Annotated in this window: 7 protein-coding genes, 1 tRNA gene and 1 pseudogene; 7 read left to right on the top strand and 2 right to left on the bottom strand. The window is 62.1% G+C overall.

Annotated features, from left to right (window positions below; translation table 11 throughout):
- The first annotated feature begins 13 nt into the window (after positions 1-13).
- The 4 genes from ACFXS9_RS01165 to ACFXS9_RS01150 all read left to right on the top strand — a co-directional run bounded on the left by ACFXS9_RS01165 (position 14) and on the right by ACFXS9_RS01150 (position 4,187).
- A complete protein-coding gene (locus ACFXS9_RS01165; protein ID WP_392684203.1) occupies positions 14-379 on the top strand; it encodes a hypothetical protein in 366 nt (121 codons plus the stop codon).
- A gap of 13 nt (positions 380-392) precedes the next feature.
- Positions 393-1,343, top strand: coding sequence for a catechol 2,3-dioxygenase (locus tag ACFXS9_RS01160; RefSeq protein ID WP_392684200.1), 951 nt, complete (start codon positions 393-395; stop codon positions 1,341-1,343).
- 120 nt (positions 1,344-1,463) lie between these two features.
- Positions 1,464-2,672: a cytochrome P450 gene (locus ACFXS9_RS01155; protein WP_392684197.1), complete on the top strand. Its 1,209-nt coding sequence runs from the start codon at positions 1,464-1,466 to the stop codon at positions 2,670-2,672.
- A gap of 297 nt (positions 2,673-2,969) precedes the next feature.
- Positions 2,970-4,187, top strand: a complete 1,218-nt coding sequence (locus ACFXS9_RS01150) for a transporter substrate-binding domain-containing protein (RefSeq protein WP_392684194.1) — start codon at positions 2,970-2,972, stop codon at positions 4,185-4,187.
- Positions 4,188-4,404: 217 nt separating this feature from the next.
- Here the strand turns inward: ACFXS9_RS01150 and ACFXS9_RS01145 are convergent.
- Positions 4,405-4,478: transfer RNA gene (locus ACFXS9_RS01145), tRNA-Gln, on the bottom strand.
- Positions 4,479-4,589: 111 nt separating this feature from the next.
- Complete coding sequence (locus ACFXS9_RS01140; protein WP_392684192.1) at positions 4,590-5,810, bottom strand: hypothetical protein; 1,221 nt, start codon at positions 5,808-5,810, stop codon at positions 4,590-4,592.
- Between the two features lie 1,330 nt (positions 5,811-7,140).
- On the opposite strand from ACFXS9_RS01140, the gene ACFXS9_RS01135 reads away from it, so the two are divergent.
- The 3 genes and pseudogenes from ACFXS9_RS01135 to ACFXS9_RS01125 form a co-directional block, all read left to right on the top strand.
- Complete coding sequence (locus tag ACFXS9_RS01135) at positions 7,141-18,978, top strand: cadherin domain-containing protein (protein WP_392684189.1); 11,838 nt, start codon at positions 7,141-7,143, stop codon at positions 18,976-18,978.
- On the top strand, positions 18,881-19,921 hold the full coding sequence (locus ACFXS9_RS01130; RefSeq protein ID WP_392684187.1) for a beta strand repeat-containing protein: 1,041 nt from the start codon (positions 18,881-18,883) through the stop codon (positions 19,919-19,921). The genes ACFXS9_RS01135 and ACFXS9_RS01130 overlap by 98 nt, the downstream gene beginning before the upstream one ends.
- Positions 19,918-19,986 (top strand): annotated as a pseudogene (locus ACFXS9_RS01125) (hypothetical protein); the annotation flags it as partial. The gene ACFXS9_RS01130 and the pseudogene ACFXS9_RS01125, both read left to right, overlap by 4 nt.

Here is a 19,986-nt window from a genome sequence, read left to right as displayed (position 1 = left end):
GCAGATTGTCCAAATGCTGATCGACGGCGAACTCGATGCCGTGCTCGGCGAAAAATCGGATCATCCGGATTTGAAGCCGCTGTTTGCCGACGTTGCTGCTGAAGAGAAGGCTTGGTTTGGGAAGCAAAGGGTGGTGCCGATCAACCATATGGTGGTGGTGAGCCGCAGATTGTCAGAGGAACACCCGGACGCTGTGCGGGAGGTGCATCGGCTGCTTGCCGAGTCCGCCGCGGTCTCGCCGGCAGCGCCGCGCTTCACCGCGGATGAGATGCAGCGCTCACTAGAGCTGATTATCGGTTATTCAGCCCAGCAGAAGCTCATTCCACATGCGCTCAGCGTGAACGAACTGTTCGACGACGTGACGCGGGCGCTGCGCTAGGATGGAGACGACAATGACCCCCGAGCCGATCTTCGATCTCGCCCATCTCGGACACATGGAGCTGCTGACGCCGAAGCCGGACGAGAGCCTGAAATTCTTCGTCGACGTCATGGGCATGACCGTCAGCGGCCAGAAGGGCGAGTCGGTCTACCTGCGGGGCTGGGACGACTACGAGCGCTATTCGCTGAAACTGACGGCCTCGAAAACATCAGGCATGGAGCACATGGCGTTGCGCGCGCGCAGCCCGCAGGCGCTGGAGCGTCGCGTCGCCGCGCTGAAAGGCTCGGGATTCGACATCGGCTGGATCGATGGCGATATGGGGCAGGGGCCGACATTCCGCTGTCGCGACCCTGATGGTCATATCGTCGAGCTCTACTACGAAACCGAATGGTATCAGGCGCCGCCCGAACTCAAGCCGGCGTTGAAGAACCAGGCGCAGCGCTTTCCGGCGCGCGGCGTCAATGTCCGCCGGCTCGATCACCTGAATTGCCTGGCCGTCGACATCAAGGCGAACCGGCTCTTCTTCGAAAACTATCTGGGCTTGCGCACCACCGAGCAGATCGTGCTGAACGACGGTACAGAAGCCGCGATGTGGATGACGATGTCGAACAAGAGCTACGACTTCGCCTATACCCGCGATCACTATGGCAAGGCCGGCCGCTTCCATCACGTCACCTACGCGCTCGACAGCCGGGAGGAGATTCTTCGCGCTGCTGATATTTTTCTGGAGAACGGCGTCCACATCGAGACCGGTCCGCACAAGCACGCAATCCAGCAGACCTTCTTCCTCTACGTCTACGAGCCCGGCGGCAACCGTGTCGAAGTCGCCAATGCTGGGGCCCGGCTCATTCTCGCGCCCGACTGGAAGCCGATCGTCTGGACCGAGGAGGAGCGCAAGAAGGGGCAGGCCTGGGGACTGAGGACGATCGAGTCGTTTCACACCCACGGCACGCCGCCGGTGTAGGCGAGGTTTGCCTGCCATCGGCCAGCGGACGTCTAGAAAATGGGGAAGATGACCGGCCTTGCGGCCGCGATGTTACGCACCACCTTGATGCGAACGTGCGAATGACGTCGTGGGTGGTCGATGGCAGAGCTTGTGGATTTCTCCAGCGAGACCTTTCTTCGTGATCCCCAGAAAGGCGTGGCCCTGTTGCGGTCATCCGGACCTGTCGTCGCGACAAAGTTTCCCATTCTAGGCCGGCTCTGGGTCACCACGACCTATGAGGCGACGGCGCGCGTGCTGAAGGACAGCACGACCTTCACGCTGCGCAAGGAGGGTGGCTCGCTCGTCGGCTTGCCCTGGTGGATGCCGAAGCTAATCGGGGCACTCGCCAACAACATGCTCACAATGGATGAGCCGGATCACACACGGCTGCGCGACATCGTCGACGAAGCGTTCCGTCGCCGAGCCGTGATGGACATGGAACCACACATCCGCGCCATCGCCGATCGCCTCGCCGATGAGTTGTTTGCGGCGGGCAGCCCCGCCGATCTGGTGCAGCGTTATGCACGGATGTTGCCGCTTGCGGTGATCTGCGAACTACTCGGCCTGCCGTCGGCTGACCGGCCGAAGTTCATCGCCTGGGCCGATTCAATCGGGAATCTCAACAACGCGTTCGGCTTTCTGCGGTTGATCAGCGGAATGATGAAGATGCGGCGCTATCTGAAAGCGCGTCTGCAGGTTGCCCGGGAACAGGGCGGCGAAGGATTGATTGCCGAGCTTGTGCGGGTGGAGAAGGAAGGCGGGCGCATCACGCCTGACGAAATGGTCTCGATGGTATTTCTCTTGCTGGGGGCAGGCTCGGAGACCACCACCCATCTGATCAGCGGATCGGTGTTCGAATTGCTGAAAGATCCTGCGCGGCGGGATTGGCTGGTCGCGGACTGGAGCCGCGCTGGCCTTGCGGTGGAAGAATTTTTGCGCTTCGTCTCGCCGGTGCAATTTTCAAAACCGCGCTATGTGCGTCATGATGTCGATGTGGACGGCGTGAAGTTGAAGAAGGGTGATCGGGTCATGGCGATGATCGTCGCGGCCAATCTCGACCCGCAGGCGAACGAGGGTCCCGAACGCCTCGATCTCGAGCGGCGGCCGAACCGGCATCTCGCGTTCGGGACGGGAATACATTTCTGCCTCGGCCACCAGCTTGCGCGGATCGAAGGAATGTGCGCGCTGCAGGCGCTGTTCACGCGCTGGCCGCGGCTGAAGCTGGCGGTTGAGCCTGCGCAGATTCATTGGCGGAGACGGCCGGGCATTCGCATGATTGCGGAGTTGCCGGTGGTGGCGGGCGGGTGATGCGCGCGCCGTCGAGCACTGCGGTTCGAGATCGGAAAATCTGCTCCCGTCACATGCGCACCGACTCGTTACTGAAGGTAGGTCATCCGCTTGCCTCAGGCATGCGGTCCAGACAGCGCGTCTAAGTCATCGCGAACTTCCAGCACTGTTGCGCATGGTAGATGCCAGCAGGTGATCGCGGGGAAGGTGCCAAGGGGAAGGTTCCGCAATGGGCTAGCTGGTCGGCGCCCGCCGGCAGACGAAATGCCGCCAAATAGCAATGCTTTCGTCGGTCGATCTCGATAATTGAGGTCCGCTATGAGTTCGTTCGAGGAACCTGCTGCAGTTTCGCACCGCGGCGCATCTGACCGGCTGGATATCGCTCAAGAATCCGTTGGACGTTTTGAGCAGCGAGATCGGGCCTCTCAAGGCGAACCAGCGATCTCGTCACTTCGACCGGTCCTGCTATGCCTTCTGTTGCTGGCGGTGCTTGCACTCGGCTGCGGCGCGGTTCGAGCCCAAGGCACAATCCCTGACAGAGAGTTGGTAGTGGCGACCAAGGAAGCGCCGCCCTTCGCGATGAAGCAGCCGGACGGGAATTGGAGCGGTATCAGCATCGAACTCTGGAGAAAGATCGCTGCTGGAGCGCATCTACGCTTTCGCCTGGTCGAGACCCAGAACGTGCAGGATCTGCTGGATGAAATCGCGAAGGGCACCCTCGACGCTGGTGTCGCAGCGGTAACTGTGACCGCTGCGCGCGCACGCAGCGTCGATTTTACCCAACCCTTCTACAACACCGGACTCGGGATTGCGGTGCCGATCCATGAAAGTGCCTGGGTGTCGATCGGGAGGGCGCTTCTTTCCTTCGGGTTCTTCCAGGCTGTCACGGTACTGCTTTGTTTTGCGATGGCGGTCGGCTTCCTTATTTGGCTGTTGGAACGCCGGAAAACGGAACATTTCAGCGGGGGAGCCAAGGGGCTCGGCTCCAGCTTTTGGTGGTCGACCATTGCCATGACACAGGCAGGCGCCGCCCAGAATGCGCCAGCAACGCTTCCAGGGCGGATCGTCGCAACCGGGTGGATGATCGCTTCCGTTATCGCCATAGCTGTGTTCACCGCAGGCATCACCTCCACGCTCACGCGCCGAGGGCTAGAGGGCGCCGTTCACGGCTTCAACGACCTGCGATCCGTGCGCGTCGGCGCCGTCGCCAATTCTGCGACGACCGACTACCTCACTCGTCAGCAGCTTTCCTTTCGAGCGTTTCCAGACCTTCAAAGCGGCCTATCTGCATTGAGCCGTGGCACGATCGATGCCTTCGTCCATGACAAGCCGCTTCTGACCTGGGTCGCGCGGAAAGACTTCTCCGCCTCGGTTCGTATTGTCGACACCAGCTTCAGCAGCGAGAGTTATGCGATCGTGCTGCCGAAAGGCAGCACGTTGCGGCCCACGCTCGATCTCGCCGTGCTCGATCAGATCGAAAGCGATTGGTGGCGACAAACGCTATTCCAAACCCTTGGAAATGCGCGATCTCCCTAGGTGCCCCGTTGTGACCCCATCGGCTCTCTGTGGTCTCTCAACTTCCGCGCTGGCCTTATCCGACCGGAACAGTCGCATGCGTGAAGGGCCGTTGAGGCTGCCTCACCGGCGAGATAGGCGAGCGTGGTCCACGAATGTGGTCCACGATCAACTCGACGGTCCATCGTCTGCGGCGAAAAGCCCGTTCGGATCTAATCGTTGGTGGGATTGCCGAGTCTGGCTGGGGAACTAGGATTCGAACCTAGACAAACAGAGTCAGAGTCTGTTGTGCTACCGTTACACCATTCCCCACCTAAGACACTGATTTAGCATAACTTTTTCTGGAAGTTTTGCAATCAGAGCCAGGAGTTTTGCAAACCCGGCGATTTGCAGGGCCCATATAGCCGGGCCTGCGTTCGCGGTCTAGTCCTCCTTGTTGACAAGACGAAGTCGCTTTTGGCCGTCGGCGCCGACCTTCATCTGGTCGCGGAACCGCATGTAATGCTCGACGTTCTGGCGGGACATGCCGATGTCGTTGGCGATCTGGTCAATCTCATAGCCTTCCTCGGCGCGGGCGAGTATTCCGGTCCCGCGCAGCCCATGGATGGTCGGATGGTCGGCGTCATCAGGATCGATGTCCCAATCGTATTTCTTGACCTGGGCGCCAACCCATTCCTTCCACCGGCGGCAGACGACGCGGCCTTCGGGTGTATCGGCGAGCCATCGCCCCCAGCGCGCGCGAAGACCGTCGGCCGTGTATTGCGCGCCCTTGGGAGAGTAGAGATACAGATCCTTGCGGAAACGATCGATCGGCTTCAGCCAGCGGGAGTTCGTGAACGTCATCGGCGTTTCGGCCCAGCGGTCGATTTCGAGCGCGTCGGCGGTGGCAAGCGGAATGTGAAAGGCGCGCCTGCGCTTGCGGGTTTTCTTTGGCCGGCACCATAGGCCGTTGCGATCGCGATGCTCCGGACCCATGCGGATCAGATCGCTCCCGCGCTGGCAGGTCATAACCCCGAGCCGCGTCATGCGGACTAGGTCCGGCCACGCGTGCGCGCGAACGTGATCGATCACCCAGGACGGCCACGGCACATGCCCGCGGTCGGGGATGTCAAAGTCCTTCACCTTGTCGAAGGGATTGATTTTGGCGAGGTCGAGGGGGATGGCCCAATCCCAGATCGAGCGCCCGACCGACAGCATCTGGTTTGCCATCACCGGCGTTTCCTTCATGGCATCACGCGCAGTTTGGACTGCGAGCGGCGTCAGGTCTTTGACGGCCACCATGCCCCAGGTATCATGCGCCTCGAAGCGACGCATGGTCACTTCGTAATTCGATCGGGTGCCTTCCGATAGTCGCCTGAACTCGTCGCTGCGGCGGTAGCGCGCAATGAGATCGCCGATGGAGCCTGGCGGATATGTTGTCGGTTCTGATGTTTGGCGACGTTCGACTTCGGCCCAAAATGCCACCGGCTGAGTGTCGGCGTTCGGTAGTTTGACGCGCTCTCCCTCGCGATCGGTGCCGCGTCCGGGATTCCAATAGTAGTACGTGTAGACCTTGCCGTTCGGCTTGCGAACGCTGGTCTTCTCAACGCCCTCAGGCAGCGTTACGCCGGATTCCTTTTTCTTGCCAAAGTTCGCTGTCCCCAATACGGCCGCGTCGGTGTCCGCCGCTTTCTTCCCAGACAGTTTACGGTCTACGTCTTCCCAGCGCCAGCGGGGGTGCCCGAAGGGAACGTGTCGCACGGTGGGGGTAGGCGACCATCCTTCACCCATTGATCCCAAGTGTCTGTCGAAATTAGCAGTTCGGCCGCTCCGGTTTCCCGGTCGACATAGGCCGGCGTCCGATCGCCCCGCAGCAAGTTGTCCGACTTGCGCACTGTCATTCGAGCTTGTCCCCAGCGTTCGCGCTCAGGTCACCTGCGACCAGACGAGGTACATGCACTTGCGTTTTCGCCAATCGAGAAAATGTCGGACGTCTTGATCATCCCGAACATCATGCTCGGGCGAGACCGGAGTGGAACGGCGGCTACAAATTCATGGTACGATAGGGTGCCACAGCGAACAAAAAGGAGAGAAGCCGCCCGCGATTTTTGATTGTCGAATTTTTCGGCGTTAGGGGCGATGCGCGCAGCCCGCTCTGACCATGAAGGCACTTTCTCCGATACTTGAGGCGAGAGCCCACCGCGACCGCAAACAGGGTTTTGAACGGCTATCGATTTCGTTGTTTGTTTGGACAGCACTCGAACCTGCAGTCAGACCGTTATGAGCGGCAGCATATCAATTAGGTTCATTGATTTTGCTGCCTTTTCGTTTGAAATCGATCGCGTCCGTTGCGCTTTGGTCGGGACGTTTCTGGTGCGAAACTGGTGCGGTGACGCCTCGCTCGCGCAGAGGAGCCGGGATTGGCGTCCGCAGGTCTTTTACTGACTTCTCACTAGTGAGGCAGCCGACCCTTAATCAGCGGGTCCCAGGTTCGGAGCGGCCGCCAAGCCTTTTAAGCGCTTAGCGATGTTCGCCTTTGAGAGCCCTCAACTAGCAGACTGAGTCGGCATTCCCTGCCCGATCGTTGACTTAGGCGCGCGTCTCTTAGCCGTCCCATATTTGCGTATTGCTGGTCTAAAGCCGCCAAAGCCGGAATCAAGACGGTGTGGAGTGCAAGTGCGTGGGCCGGGCACCTGACGGAGCGGCCAAATTTCCCCTCGGAGTTCTCACCCGTATGGGTGTTAAATGTTCTGGAGCCTCCGAGATTGGGTCGGCGCATGAAGGTTAATCGAGGATATTCATGAGGATCGCTTGACGGTGCATTCGCGAGTCCCGTACCATCACAAAAATAGAAAAAAATTCATTTAACTTCATATTGGGTCAATTTCGGCCCGGGGGCAGTCGCCTAGTCTGATCATTCCCTCAGATCGCTCGCTTTGTCGTGCACCGTGTACGTGCACGGCGCGCTTTGTCATGCCTATTGCAGGAGCTTGAAATGGCAATCATCAACGGCACCAACGGAAACGATACGCGTAACGGGACAGCCGGTGATGATCAGATATTTGGCCTTGGGGGCAATGATGTCCTTGCGGGCTTGGGCGGCGCGGACCTGTTTGACGGTGGGGCCGGCATCGACACGGCGACCTATGCGGCCTCGCTGGCGGGGGTCAATGTCAGCCTGACGACGGGGGTTAGCAGCGGCGGTGACGCTGAGGGCGACACGTTTGTCAGCATCGAGAACCTGACAGGTTCAGGCCAGAACGACACGCTGGAAGGCGACGGCGGTAACAACGTGCTTGCCGGCGGGGCCGGTATCGACACGGTGTCCTACGAGCACGCCGGCGCCGGCGTGACGGTCAGTCTCACGCTGACCAGTGCGCAGAATACGGCAGGTGCCGGCACCGACACGCTGAGCGCCTTTGAGAACCTGACCGGCTCCGCGTTCGACGATAACCTGACCGGCAACACCGGCGCCAACGTGCTGACCGGCGGCGCGGGCAACGACATCCTGAACGGTAGAACGGGTGCGGACACGCTGATCGGCGGCACCGGCAACGATACCTATGTTGTCGATAACGCCGGCGACGTGGTGACGGAGGCCATGGACGAGGGGACCGATACGGTCCAGTCAACAGTCAGCTACACCCTGGGAGACAATGTTGAGAACCTGACCCTGTTGGGATCGGGCAATCTGAGCGGTACCGGCAATGCCGCCGACAATGTCATCACCGGCAATAGTGGAAACAACGTCCTTGCTGGTCTCGGCGGAGCCGACACACTCATTGGCAACACGGGCACCGACACGGCGACCTATGCGGCCTCGCTGGCGGGGGTCAATGTCAGCCTGACGACGGGGCTCGGCAGTGGCGGCGACGCCGAAGGCGATGCACTCGCCAATATCGAGAACCTGACGGGATCTGCGTTTGACGATACGCTGGAAGGCAATGGCGGAAACAACGTGCTTGCCGGCGGCGCAGGCACTGACACGGTGTCCTATGAGCACGCCGCCGCAGGCGTGACGGTCAGCCTGGCGCTGACGAACGCGCAGAACACGGGAGGCACCGGCAGCGATACGTTGAGCGGCTTCGAGAATCTTACCGGCTCGGCGTTCAATGACACATTGACGGGCAATGCGGGTGCCAACGTCATCGCCGGCCTTGACGGCAATGATGTTCTTGCCGGTCTAGGCGGTGCGGACGTCCTTGACGGTGGTTCCGGCATCGACACGGCGACCTATGCGGCCTCTTCGGCGGGGGTCAATGTCAGCCTGGTGACGGGGGTTGCCAGCGGTGGCGACGCCGAGGGCGATACGCTCATCAATATCGAAAACCTGACGGGTTCGGGCCAGAGCGACACCCTGGAAGGCAATGGCGGGGACAACGTGCTTGCGGCCGGTGCCGGCAACGACACGGTGTCCTATGAGCATGCTGACGCTGGCGTAACGGTCAGCCTGGCGCTGACAACCGCACAAAACACCATTGGCGCCGGCACCGATACGCTGAGCGCCTTTGAGAACATCACCGGCTCTCATTTTGACAATTCGCTGACGGGCGCGTCTGGGGCGAACGTTCTTACCAGCTTTGAAGGCAACGACACGCTGGATGGCGGTGCCGGTGCCGACACCCTGATCGGCGGCGCGGGCAACGATACCTATGTCGTCGACAACGCCGGCGATGTGGTGACGGAAGCGGCGGACGAGGGGACCGATACGGTTCAATCCTCGATCAGCTATACGCTCGGCGCCAATGTCGAGAACCTGATCCTGACGGGAGCGGGCAATCTCAACGCAACGGGTAACGCGGCCGACAACATCATTACCGGCAACGTCGGCAACAACGTCCTCGCCGGACTTGGCGGAGCCGACACGCTGATCGGCAATATCGGTACCGACACGGCGACCTATGCGGCTTCGCTGGCGGGAGTCAGTGTTAGCCTGGCGACGGGAGTCGGCAGCGGCGGTGATGCCGAAGGCGATACGCTCGCCAATATCGAGAACCTGACCGGCTCGGCCCAGAACGACACGCTGGAAGGCGATGGCGGCAACAACGTGCTTGCCGGCGGCGCTGGCATCGACACGGTGTCCTACGAGCACGCCGCCGCCGGCGTGACGGTCAGCCTCGCGCTGACGAGCGCGCAAAATACAACAGGCGCCGGCAGCGATACGCTGAGCGCGTTCGAGAACCTGACCGGGTCCGCCTTCGACGATACCCTGACCGGCAACACCGGCGCCAACGTGCTGACAGGCGGTGAGGGCAACGACGCCCTGAACGGCGGAACCGGTGCTGACACCCTGATCGGCGGCACCGGCAACGATAGCTACGTTGTCGACAACGCCGGCGATGCCGTAATCGAAGCCGTAGATGAGGGCACCGATACGGTCCAGGCGTCGGTCAGCTACACCTTGGGCACCGATGTCGAAAATCTGACCCTAACGGGAACGGGTGGTCTGACGGGCACCGGCAACTCTGGTGACAACCTCATCATCGGCAACAACGGCAGCAACGTGCTTGCGGGTCTTGGCGGTGCGGACGCCTTGGATGGCGGAGCGGGCACCGACACGTCGACGTATGCGGCGTCGGCGGTGGGCGTCAACGTCAGCCTCACGACGGGCCTTGGCAGCGGCGGTGACGCCGAGGGCGACACGCTCGCCAATATCGAGAATCTGACGGGATCTGCATTTGACGATACGTTGGAAGGCAATGGCGGCAACAATGTCCTCGCGGGTGGTGCTGGGACGGACACAATCACGTATGAGCGTGCGCTGGCTGGCGTCGCGGTCAGCCTTGCGCTGACGAACGCACAAAACACGACGGGCGCCGGCAGCGACACGCTGAGCGGATTCGAGAACCTGACGGGCTCGGCGTTCAATGACACATTGACGGGCAACGCAGGTGCCAACGTCATCGGCGGTCTTGACGGCAGTGATACATTAACCGGCCTCGGGGGTGCGGACGTCCTTGACGGCGGTTCCGGAACGGACACGGCGAGCTATGCGGCCTCCTTGGCAGGGGTCAATGTCAGTCTCGCAACGGGTGTCGGCAGCGGTGGCGATGCCGAGGGTGATACGCTTTCCAATATCGAGAACCTGACCGGTTCGGGCCAGAGCGACACCCTGGAAGGCGACGGTGGCGACAACGTACTGGCCGGCGGCGCCGGCAACGATACCGTGTCCTATGAGCATGCCGCTGCTGGCGTGACGGTCAGCCTTGCGCTGACGACGGCTCAGGACACGGGAGGCGCCGGTAACGACACGCTGAGCTCGTTCGAGAACATCACCGGCTCTCATTTTGACAATTCGCTGATGGGCTCGTCCGGCGCGAATGTCATTACCAGCTTCGAAGGCAATGACACGCTGGATGGCGGTGCAGGCGCTGACACGTTGATCGGCGGCACCGGCAACGACACCTATGTCGTCGACAACGCCGGCGACGTGGTGACGGAAGCGGCGGACGCGGGGACCGATACGGTTCAATCCTCGATCAGCTACACCCTCGGCGCCAACGTCGAGAACCTGACTCTGACCGGCGCTGGTAATCTCAACGGCACCGGCAATGCCGTCGACAACATTATCACCGGCAATGTCGGCAACAACTTTCTTGCTGGACTTGGCGGAGCCGACTCGCTGATCGGCAATTCCGGCACGGACACGGCGACCTATGCGGCCTCGCTCGCAGGGGTGAATGTCAGTCTGGCGACGGGCGCCGGTAGCGGCGGCGATGCCGAGGGCGATACGCTCGCCAACATCGAGAACCTGACGGGCTCGGGGCAGAACGACACGCTGGAGGGCGATGGCGGCAACAACGTGCTTGCCGGTGGAGCGGGTACCGACACAGTGTCCTACGAGCACGCCGTTGCCGACGTGACGGTCAGCCTCGCGCTCACGAGCGCGCAAAACACGGTGGGTGCCGGCACTGACACGCTGAGCGCGTTCGAGAACCTTACCGGGTCCGCGTTCGACGATACCTTGACCGGCAACACCGGCGCCAACGTGCTGACCGGCGGCGCGGGCAACGACGCCCTAAACGGCGGAACCGGTGCAGACACCCTGATCGGCGGCGCCGGCAACGATAGCTACGTTGTCGACAACACCGGCGATGTCGTTATCGAAGCCGTAGATGAGGGCACCGATACGGTCCAGTCGTCGCTCAGCTACACCTTGGGCAACGATGTCGAGAACCTGACGCTGACAGGGACGGGCGCTCTGACGGCTACCGGAAACGCAGCCGACAACATCATCGTCGGCAACAACGGCAGCAACGTGCTGGCGGGTCTTGGCGGCGCGGACGCATTGGATGGCGGGGCCGGCACGGATACGGCGACCTATGCGGCGTCGCTTTCAGGGGTCAATGTCAGCCTGACGACCGGTCTTGGCAGCGGCGGTGACGCCGAAGGCGATACACTCACCAATATCGAAAATCTCGTCGGCTCGCATTTTGACAATTCGCTGACGGGCTCGTCCGGCGCAAACGTTCTTACCAGCTTTGAAGGCAACGACACGCTGGATGGCGGTGCGGGTGCGGATACGCTGATCGGTGGTCTCGGCAACGACAACTACGTTGTCGACAACACCGGCGATGTGGTGGCCGAAGCAGCGATCGAGGGGACCGACACGGTTCAATCGTCGATCAGCTACACCCTTGGCGGCAATGTTGAGAACCTGACCCTGACCGGATCGGATAATATCAACGCGACGGGCAGCGCGGCTGATAACGTCATCACCGGCAACGTCGGGAACAACGTCCTTGCCGGGCTCGGCGGCGCGGATGTTCTTGATGGTGACGTCGGAACAGACACGGCGACCTATGCGGCCTCGCTGGCGGGAGTGAATGTCAGCCTGAGCACAGGTGTCGGCAGCGGCGGTGACGCTGAGGGCGACACGCTCGTCAATATCGAGAACCTGACGGGCTCGGGCCAGGATGACACGCTGGAAGGCGATGGCGGCAACAACGTACTCGCCGGCGGTGCCGGCATCGACACGGTGTCCTATGCGCAGGCCGCTGCGGGCGTGACGGTCAGCCTTGCGCTGACGACGGCGCAGAACACGGCGGGCGCCGGTAGCGATACGCTGAGCGCTTTCGAAAACCTGACCGGATCGGCGTTTGACGATACCCTGACGGGCAACACTGCCGCCAACGTGCTGATTGGCGGCACTGGCAATGACGCCCTGACCGGCGGAGCCGGCGCCGACATGCTGGTCGGCGGCACAGGCAACGACAATTTGACCGGTGGTACCAGCGCGGACACGTTTGTGTATGCGACAGGCGGCGGGTCGGATTTTGTCAGCGACTTCAATCGCGGTCAGGGCGACCGGATCGACGTCACCGGCATCAGCGGCATCTACAGCCTGGCGGACATCCAGTCCCGCGCGTCCACGCAGGGTTCGAACACCCTGATCGACTTCGGCAATGGCGATACCATCACGCTTGCGAACATCGCGGTGGGCAGCCTCGTTGCCAGCGACTTCATCTTCGCGGCCAACAGCACGCCGACCGACATTGCGCTGTCGAACACGAGCGTGGCCGAGAACAGCGCGGCCAATACGGTGGTGGGTTCGCTGTCGGCGGTTGATTCGGACGCAGGCGATACCGCGAGCTTCACGCTGGTCGACGACGCCAATGGTCTGTTTGCCATCAGCGGCGGCAATCTGGTGGTGGCGGGCGCGCTCGACTACGAGACTGCGACCTCGCATCAGGTGACGGTGCGGGTCACGGATTCCGCCAACCACACCTACGACAAGGTGTTCACGATCAACGTCTCCGACGTTGCCGGCGTCACGCTGACGGGCGACGACAACGTCAACACGCTGGTCGGCACCGGCGAGGCCGACACCCTGAACGGAGCGGGCGGCAACGACCGCCTGCAGGGCCTTGGTGACAACGACCAGCTCAATGGCGGGCTCGGCTTCGACCGGGCGGACTACAGCGATGCCACCGGCGGCATCACCGTTAACCTGGCGGCTGGCACGGTTACGGGTGCCGGCGTGGGCAGCGACACCTTGACCGGCGTCGAGGGCGTCATCGGCAGCGACTTTGCCGACACCTTCAATGCAGCCGCCTTCACGGGCTCGGCCGGCGTGTCGGGTATCGTAACTGGCCAGGACGACTTCGAAGGCCGCGGCGGCGATGACATCATCATCGGCACCGTGAATGCCCTGGGTCAGGCAGTTACCCGGGCCAACTACCTCAGCGCGACGGGTGCGGTGACGGCAGATCTTGCGGCCGGAACGGCAGACGGCGATGCCTCGGTGGGCCACGACACATTGTCCAATATCTCGACCCTCTGGGGCTCTGCCTACAACGACACGTTCTACGGCAGCAACAACGGCTTTGGGACCTATGAGACGTATGAAGGCCGTGGCGGTGACGACTACATCGACGGTCGCGGCGGCTTTGACCAGGTCAACTACAACAACGATCCGGCGACCACGTCGGGCGTCGTGATTCACCTGGCAGCGGGAACGGTGACGGGCGATGCCTCGGTCGGCACCGATACCATCCGCAACGTCGAAGCGGCGCGCGGCACTATCTTCGACGATATCTTCGATGCGACTGGCTATGGCGTGGCCGGCGCTCTCAATATCAGCACCACCAACGGCAACTTTAACGACTTCGGCGGCGCGGGCGGCAACGATACGGTGATCGGTAATGGCAACACCCGCCTCAACTACCAGAGTGCCGCGAGCAGCGTCAGCGTCGACCTCGAGACCAGCGCGATCGGCACGACCAACGCCGTTACTGTCGCAGGCATTGCCACGAGTGTCACCGAGGGAACCGACAGCCTCACCGGCGTCAACGCCGCGCAGGGCTCGATGTTCGGCGACACGCTGCGGGGCAGCAGCTTCAACAATACCCTTATCGGTTTGGGCGGTGACGACTTCATCGACGGCCGCGGCGGCTTCGACACCGCGGGCTACAACAGCCTCAGCACCGTTACCAGCGGGATCAGCGTCAATCTTGCGTCTGGCACAGTGGCGGGCGATGCCTCGGTCGGCACCGACACGCTGCGCAACATTGAGGGTGTCCAGGGCACCATGCTGGCCGACAGCTATGATGCGACCGGCTACGGCCAGCAGGGCGCACTCAACGTCAGCACCAGCAGCGGCAACTTCAACCAGTTCGAGGGGCTTGCCGGCAACGACACCATCACCGGCAATGGCAATACGCGGCTTGTCTATACCAACGCCACCTCCGGGGTGACGGTCGACATTGCGGCGGGCACCGCCACCGGCGATGCCTCTGTCGGCACCGATACCTTCAGCGGCGTCAACAGCGCAACCGGCTCGGCCTTCGCCGATACGCTCTCCGGAAGCGCGAACGGTGAGAACTTCACCGGCCTCGCCGGCAACGACGTCATCGACGGCCGGGGCGGCTTCGATACCGCCATCTATAACGCGTTCAATACGACCGGCGGCGTCAGCATCGACATGGCTTCCGGCATCGTCACCGGCGATGCGTCGGTCGGCGCCGACACCCTGCTGTCGATCGAGTCGATCCAAGGCACCAACTTTGCCGACACTTATGTCGCAACGGGCTTTGGCTCTTCGGGAGCCAATGTCGGCAACAATGGCACGTTCAACCAGTTCCAGGGAATGGGTGGCGACGACATCATCACCGGTAACGGCAGCACCCAGATCCAGTTCAACAACGCAACCGCAGGCGTAAACGTCAATTTGGCTACCGGCATTGCCACCGGCGACGGCTCGGTCGGCACCGACACCATCACCGGCGGTGTCAACAGTGTCTTCGGATCGAACTTCGGCGACACCATCATTGGCAGCAACGGCAACGACTCCCTGAACGGCGGCAACGGTGGCAACGACACGCTGAATGGCGGCGGGGGAGCGGACAATCTCTTCGGCGGCTTCGGTGCGGACACGTTTGTCTATGCGACAGGCGGCGGGTCGGATTTTGTCAGCGACTTCAATCGCGGTCAGGGCGACCGGATCGACGTCACCGGCATCAGTGGCATCTACAGCCTGGCGGACATCCAGTCTCGCGCCTCCACGCAGGGTTCGAACACACTGATCGACTTCGGCAATGGCGACACCATTACGCTTCAGAACATTGCGATCGAAAGTCTCGTCGCCAGCGACTTCGTATTCGCCGTGTCATCAAATGAAGCGCCGACCAATATTAACTTGTCGAACGCTTCGGTGGCCGAGAACAGCGCGGTCAATACGGTGGTTGGTTCGCTGTCGGCGGTCGATCCGGACGCAGGCGATACCGCGAGCTTCACGCTGGTCGACAACGCCAGCGGCCTGTTCGCCATCAGCGGCGGCGATCTGGTGGTGGCCGGCGCGCTCGACTATGAGGGCGCGACGTCGCACCAGGTGACGGTGCGGGTGACGGATTCCGCCAACAATACCTATGACGAGACGTTTACGATCAACGTCACCGATGTCGCCGGCGTCACGCTGACGGGCGACGACAACGTCAATACGCTGGTCGGCACCGGCGAGGCCGATACGCTGAACGGTCTTGGCGGCAACGACCGGCTGCAGGGCCTGGCCGACAACGACCAGCTCAATGGTGGGCTCGGCTTCGACCGGGCGATCTACAGCGACGCCACCGGCGCCATCACGGTCAATATGGCCGCGGGCACCATCTCGGCGTCCGGCGGCGGTAGCGACACGCTGAGCGGCGTCGAGGGCATCGTCGGCAGCGACTTCGCCGATACCTTCGATGCGACTGGATTCACCGGGAATAGCAGCATACCGGGAACGCCTATAGGCTTTAACGAGTTCGAAGGCCGGGGTGGCGATGACACCATCATCGGTGCCGTCAATGGAATTGGCGCCGCTTTGACCCGGGTTTCCTATGTCAACGCGACCGCGGGCGTCACTGTCGATCTCGCCGCTGGAACAGCGGATGGCGACAGCTCGGTAGGCCACGATACCCTGGTGGGGCCAGGCTTTATCGCCGCATGGGGTTCGGCATTCGACGATACGCTTAGCGGCAGTAACAACGTATTTGGCACTATCGAAGTATTCGACGGCCGCGCCGGCAACGACACGATCGACGGCCGGGGCGGCTTCGACCGGGCAGACTATAACAATGATCTGGCGCCTACGTCGGGCATTGTCGTCAATCTGGCGGCAGGCACCGTCGCGGGCGATGCCACGAGTGGCACCGACACACTCGTGTCAGTCGAAGCTGTCCGCGGCACCAACCTCGCCGACACGTACATCGCGACGGGCTACTCCAGCGGCTCGTTCGGCACCTTCAATGAGTTTACCGGCAACGGTGGTGACGACAGCATTACGGGTAATGGCAACACGCGCCTGGGCTTCAACAATGCGACCGCAGGAGTCGTTGTCGACATAGCTGCCGGCTTTGCCAGCGGGGATGCGTCGGTAGGAAACGACACCTTCACCGGTGTCAACGCCGTTCAGGGTTCGATGTTCACCGATACCCTTTACGGGAGTGGTTTCAACGACACGTTTACCGGCATTGGGGGCGATGACCTTATTGACGGTCGCGGCGGCTTCGACACGGCGGGCTACAACAACATCTATCTTTCCACCGGTGGAGTGACGGTCGACCTCGCAGCCGGCACGGCGACCGGCGATTCCTCGATCGGCACAGACACGCTGCGCAGCATCGAAGGCGTTCAGGGCACCATGCTGGCCGACACGTTCGATGCTACGGGCTACGGCCAACTGGGTGCACAGAACGTCAGCAGCACCAACGGCAGCTTCAACCAGTTCGAAGGTCTGGGCGGCGACGATAGCGTCACCGGCAACGGCAGTACGCGGGTGATCTACAACAACTCGACGGCGGGGGTGACGATCACGATCGGTGCCGGCGGCACCGGCTCGGCGCATGGGACGGCAGCCGGTGACACGGCCACTGTCGGCAACGACACCTTTGTCGGCGGCGTCAACAGCGCGATCGGCAGCAACTTTGCCGACGTCTATGACGCGTCCGCCTTCAACAACGGCTACAACTCGTTCCAGGGAAATAGCGGCAACGATCAGATCACCGGCAACGGCAGCACGCAGGTCCAGTACGGCAATGCCACTTCCGGCGTGACGATCGCGCTCGGCGCCGGCGGCGCCGGCTCGGCGTCCGGCGATGGCTCGGTCGGCAACGACACCTTTACCGGCGGCGTCAACAGCGCGATCGGCGGCAACGGGGCCGACGTCTATGACGCGTCCGCCTTCAACAACGGCTACAACTCGTTTCAGGGTAATAGCGGCAACGACCAGATCACGGGCAATGGCAGCACCCAGATCCAGTACGGCAGCGCGACCAGTGGCGTAAACGTCAACCTCACATCCGGTATTGTCACAGGCGATGGCTCGGTCGGCACCGACACCATCACCGGCGGCGTCAACAACGTCATCGGATCGAACTTCGGCGACACCATCATTGGCGGCAGCGGCAACGACTTCCTGAACGGCGGCAACGGCGGCAACGACACGCTCAGCGGCGGAGGGGGAGCGGATAGTCTGTTCGGCGGCTTCGGAGCGGACACGTTTGTCTATGCGACAGGCGGCGGGTCGGATTCTGTCAGCGACTTCACTCGCGGTCAGGGCGACCGGATCGACGTCACCGGTGTGAGCGGCATCTACAGCCTGGCGGACATCCAGTCCCGCGCCTCCGCACAGGGTCCGACGAACACCGTGATCGACTTCGGCAATGGCGATACCATTACTCTGCAGAACATCACGCCGGAAAGCCTGGTTGCCAGCGACTTCATCTTCGCGGTCAACAGTGCACCGACCGACGTTGGCCTGTCCAGCACCAGCGTGGCCGAAAACAGCGCGGCCACCACTATCATTGGTTCGCTGTCGGCCGACGATCCGGATGCGGGCGATACGGCGACCTTTACGCTGGTCGACGACGCCAGTGGGCTGTTCGCGATCAGCGACGGCAACCTGGTCGTGGCCGGCGCCCTCGACTACGAGACCGCAACCTCGCACCAGGTGACGGTGCGGGTGACGGATTCTGCCAGCCACACCTACGACAAGTTGTTCACGATCGACGTGACTGACGTTGCCGGCGTGACGCTGACGGGAGACGACAACGTCAATACGCTGGTCGGCACGGGTGAGGCCGACACGCTGAACGGCCTTGGCGGCAACGACCGGCTGCAGGGCCTGGCCGACAACGACCAACTCAACGGCGGCCTTGGCTTCGACCGGGCGATCTATACGGATGCTACTGGCGCCATCATGGTCAATCTGGCGGCCGGCACGGTCTCCGGCGCCGGTGTCGGCAATGACACGCTGAGCAGCGTCGAAGGCGTCGTCGGCAGCAACTTCGCCGATACGTTCAATGCAACGGGCTTTGCTGGCGTGAACGGCATCCCGGGTTCGACCATCGGCTTTAACGAGTTCGAGGGCGGCCGCGGCGACGATGTCGTCATCGGTGGCATCAATGCGCAGGGCCAGGCGCTGACGCGGGTTTCCTACCTCGGTGCGACGGGCGCAGTTGCGGTGGATATCGCCGCCGGAACAGCGGATGGCGACGCCTCGGTCGGCCATGACACGATCTCGAACATCGCCGCGATCTGGGGATCCGGTTTCAACGATACCTTGCTTGGCAGCAACAACGCCTTTGCCACCTTTGAGTTGTTCGAAGGTCGTGGCGGCGATGATTTTATCGATGGCCGCGGCGGTTATGACCAGGTGACCTACAACACCGATCCGACGACCACGTCGGGCATCACCGTTCATCTGGCGGCGGGGACCGTGACCGGCGACACCACGGTCGGCACCGACGCGATCCGTCGTGGAGGCTGTGCGCGGCACCCACTTCGACGACGTCTTCGATGCGACTGGCTTCGGCAGTGCAGGTGCTCTCAATGTCGGCTCGTCCGGGACCTTTAACGACTTCGGCGGCGCAGGCGGCAACGATACGGTTATCGGCAACGGATTTACCCGTCTCAACTATTCGAACGCGATTGGGGCCATCACTGCCGACCTTGAAATCAGTACCATCGGCACCACCAACGCGATTACCGTTATCGGCACCGCCACAGGAGCCGGCGAGGGGACCGACAGCCTGACCGGCGTCAACGCGGTGCAGGGATCGGTATTTGCCGACACCCTGCTGGGAAGCAGCTTCAGCAACACCTTTACCGGCTTGGGCGGCGACGACTATATCGATGGCCGCGGCAGCTTCGATACGGCAAGTTACAACAGCCTGGGCCTGGCGACAGCCGGAGTGAGTGTAAATCTGGCCGCCGGCATTGCAACCGGCGATGCCTCGGTCGGCACGGATACGCTGCGCAACATTGAAGGCGTCCAGGGCACCAACTTCGCCGACACCTTCAACGCTACCGGCTATGGCCTTGGAAGTGCGCTCAACGTCAGCACCAGCAACGGCAACTTCAACCAGTTTGAAGGATTGGGCGGCGACGACAGCATCACCGGCAACGGCAACACGCGGCTGATCTTTACCAACGCGACTGCCGGGGTGACGGTCGATCTTGCCGCCGGCACCGCGACCGGTAATGCCTCGGTCGGCAGCGATAGCTTCACCGGCGTCAACAGCGTCCAGGGCAGCAATTTTGCCGACACCTACAATGCCTCCGGCTTTGTCGGGTTCAACTCATTCACGGGGCTGGGCGGTGACGACACCATCACCGGCAACGGCAACACGCAAATCTTCTTCAACAACGTCACCGGAGGCGTGACCGTTAATCTGGCCACCGGCAACGTCAATGGCGATGCATCAGTCGGTCATGACACCATTACGGGTGGTGTCAACAACGTCCAGGGGACGAACTTCAACGATACGTTGGTTGGCGGCCTTGGTAACGACTCCTGAGCGGCAACGGCGGCAACGACACGATTCACGGCGGCGGGGGAGCAGACAGTCTCTTCGGCGGCGCC

Origin of the sequence: Bradyrhizobium sp. RDI18 (assembly GCF_043203335.1) — a bacterium.
GTDB lineage: Bacteria > Pseudomonadota > Alphaproteobacteria > Rhizobiales > Xanthobacteraceae > Bradyrhizobium > Bradyrhizobium retamae.
Note: the sequence above shows the minus strand (reverse complement) of the source record. Positions and strands in the feature narration are given on the sequence as shown.

Excerpts from the sequence above, each read along its gene's own strand:
- ACFXS9_RS01165 (WP_392684203.1), top strand. The coding sequence starts at position 14 with ATGCTGATCGACGGCGAACTCGATGCCGTGCTCGGCGAAAAATCGGAT.
- ACFXS9_RS01160 (WP_392684200.1), top strand. The coding sequence starts at position 393 with ATGACCCCCGAGCCGATCTTCGATCTCGCCCATCTCGGACACATGGAG.
- ACFXS9_RS01155 (WP_392684197.1), top strand. The coding sequence starts at position 1,464 with ATGGCAGAGCTTGTGGATTTCTCCAGCGAGACCTTTCTTCGTGATCCC.
- ACFXS9_RS01150 (WP_392684194.1), top strand. The coding sequence starts at position 2,970 with ATGAGTTCGTTCGAGGAACCTGCTGCAGTTTCGCACCGCGGCGCATCT.
- ACFXS9_RS01135 (WP_392684189.1), top strand. The coding sequence starts at position 7,141 with ATGGCAATCATCAACGGCACCAACGGAAACGATACGCGTAACGGGACA.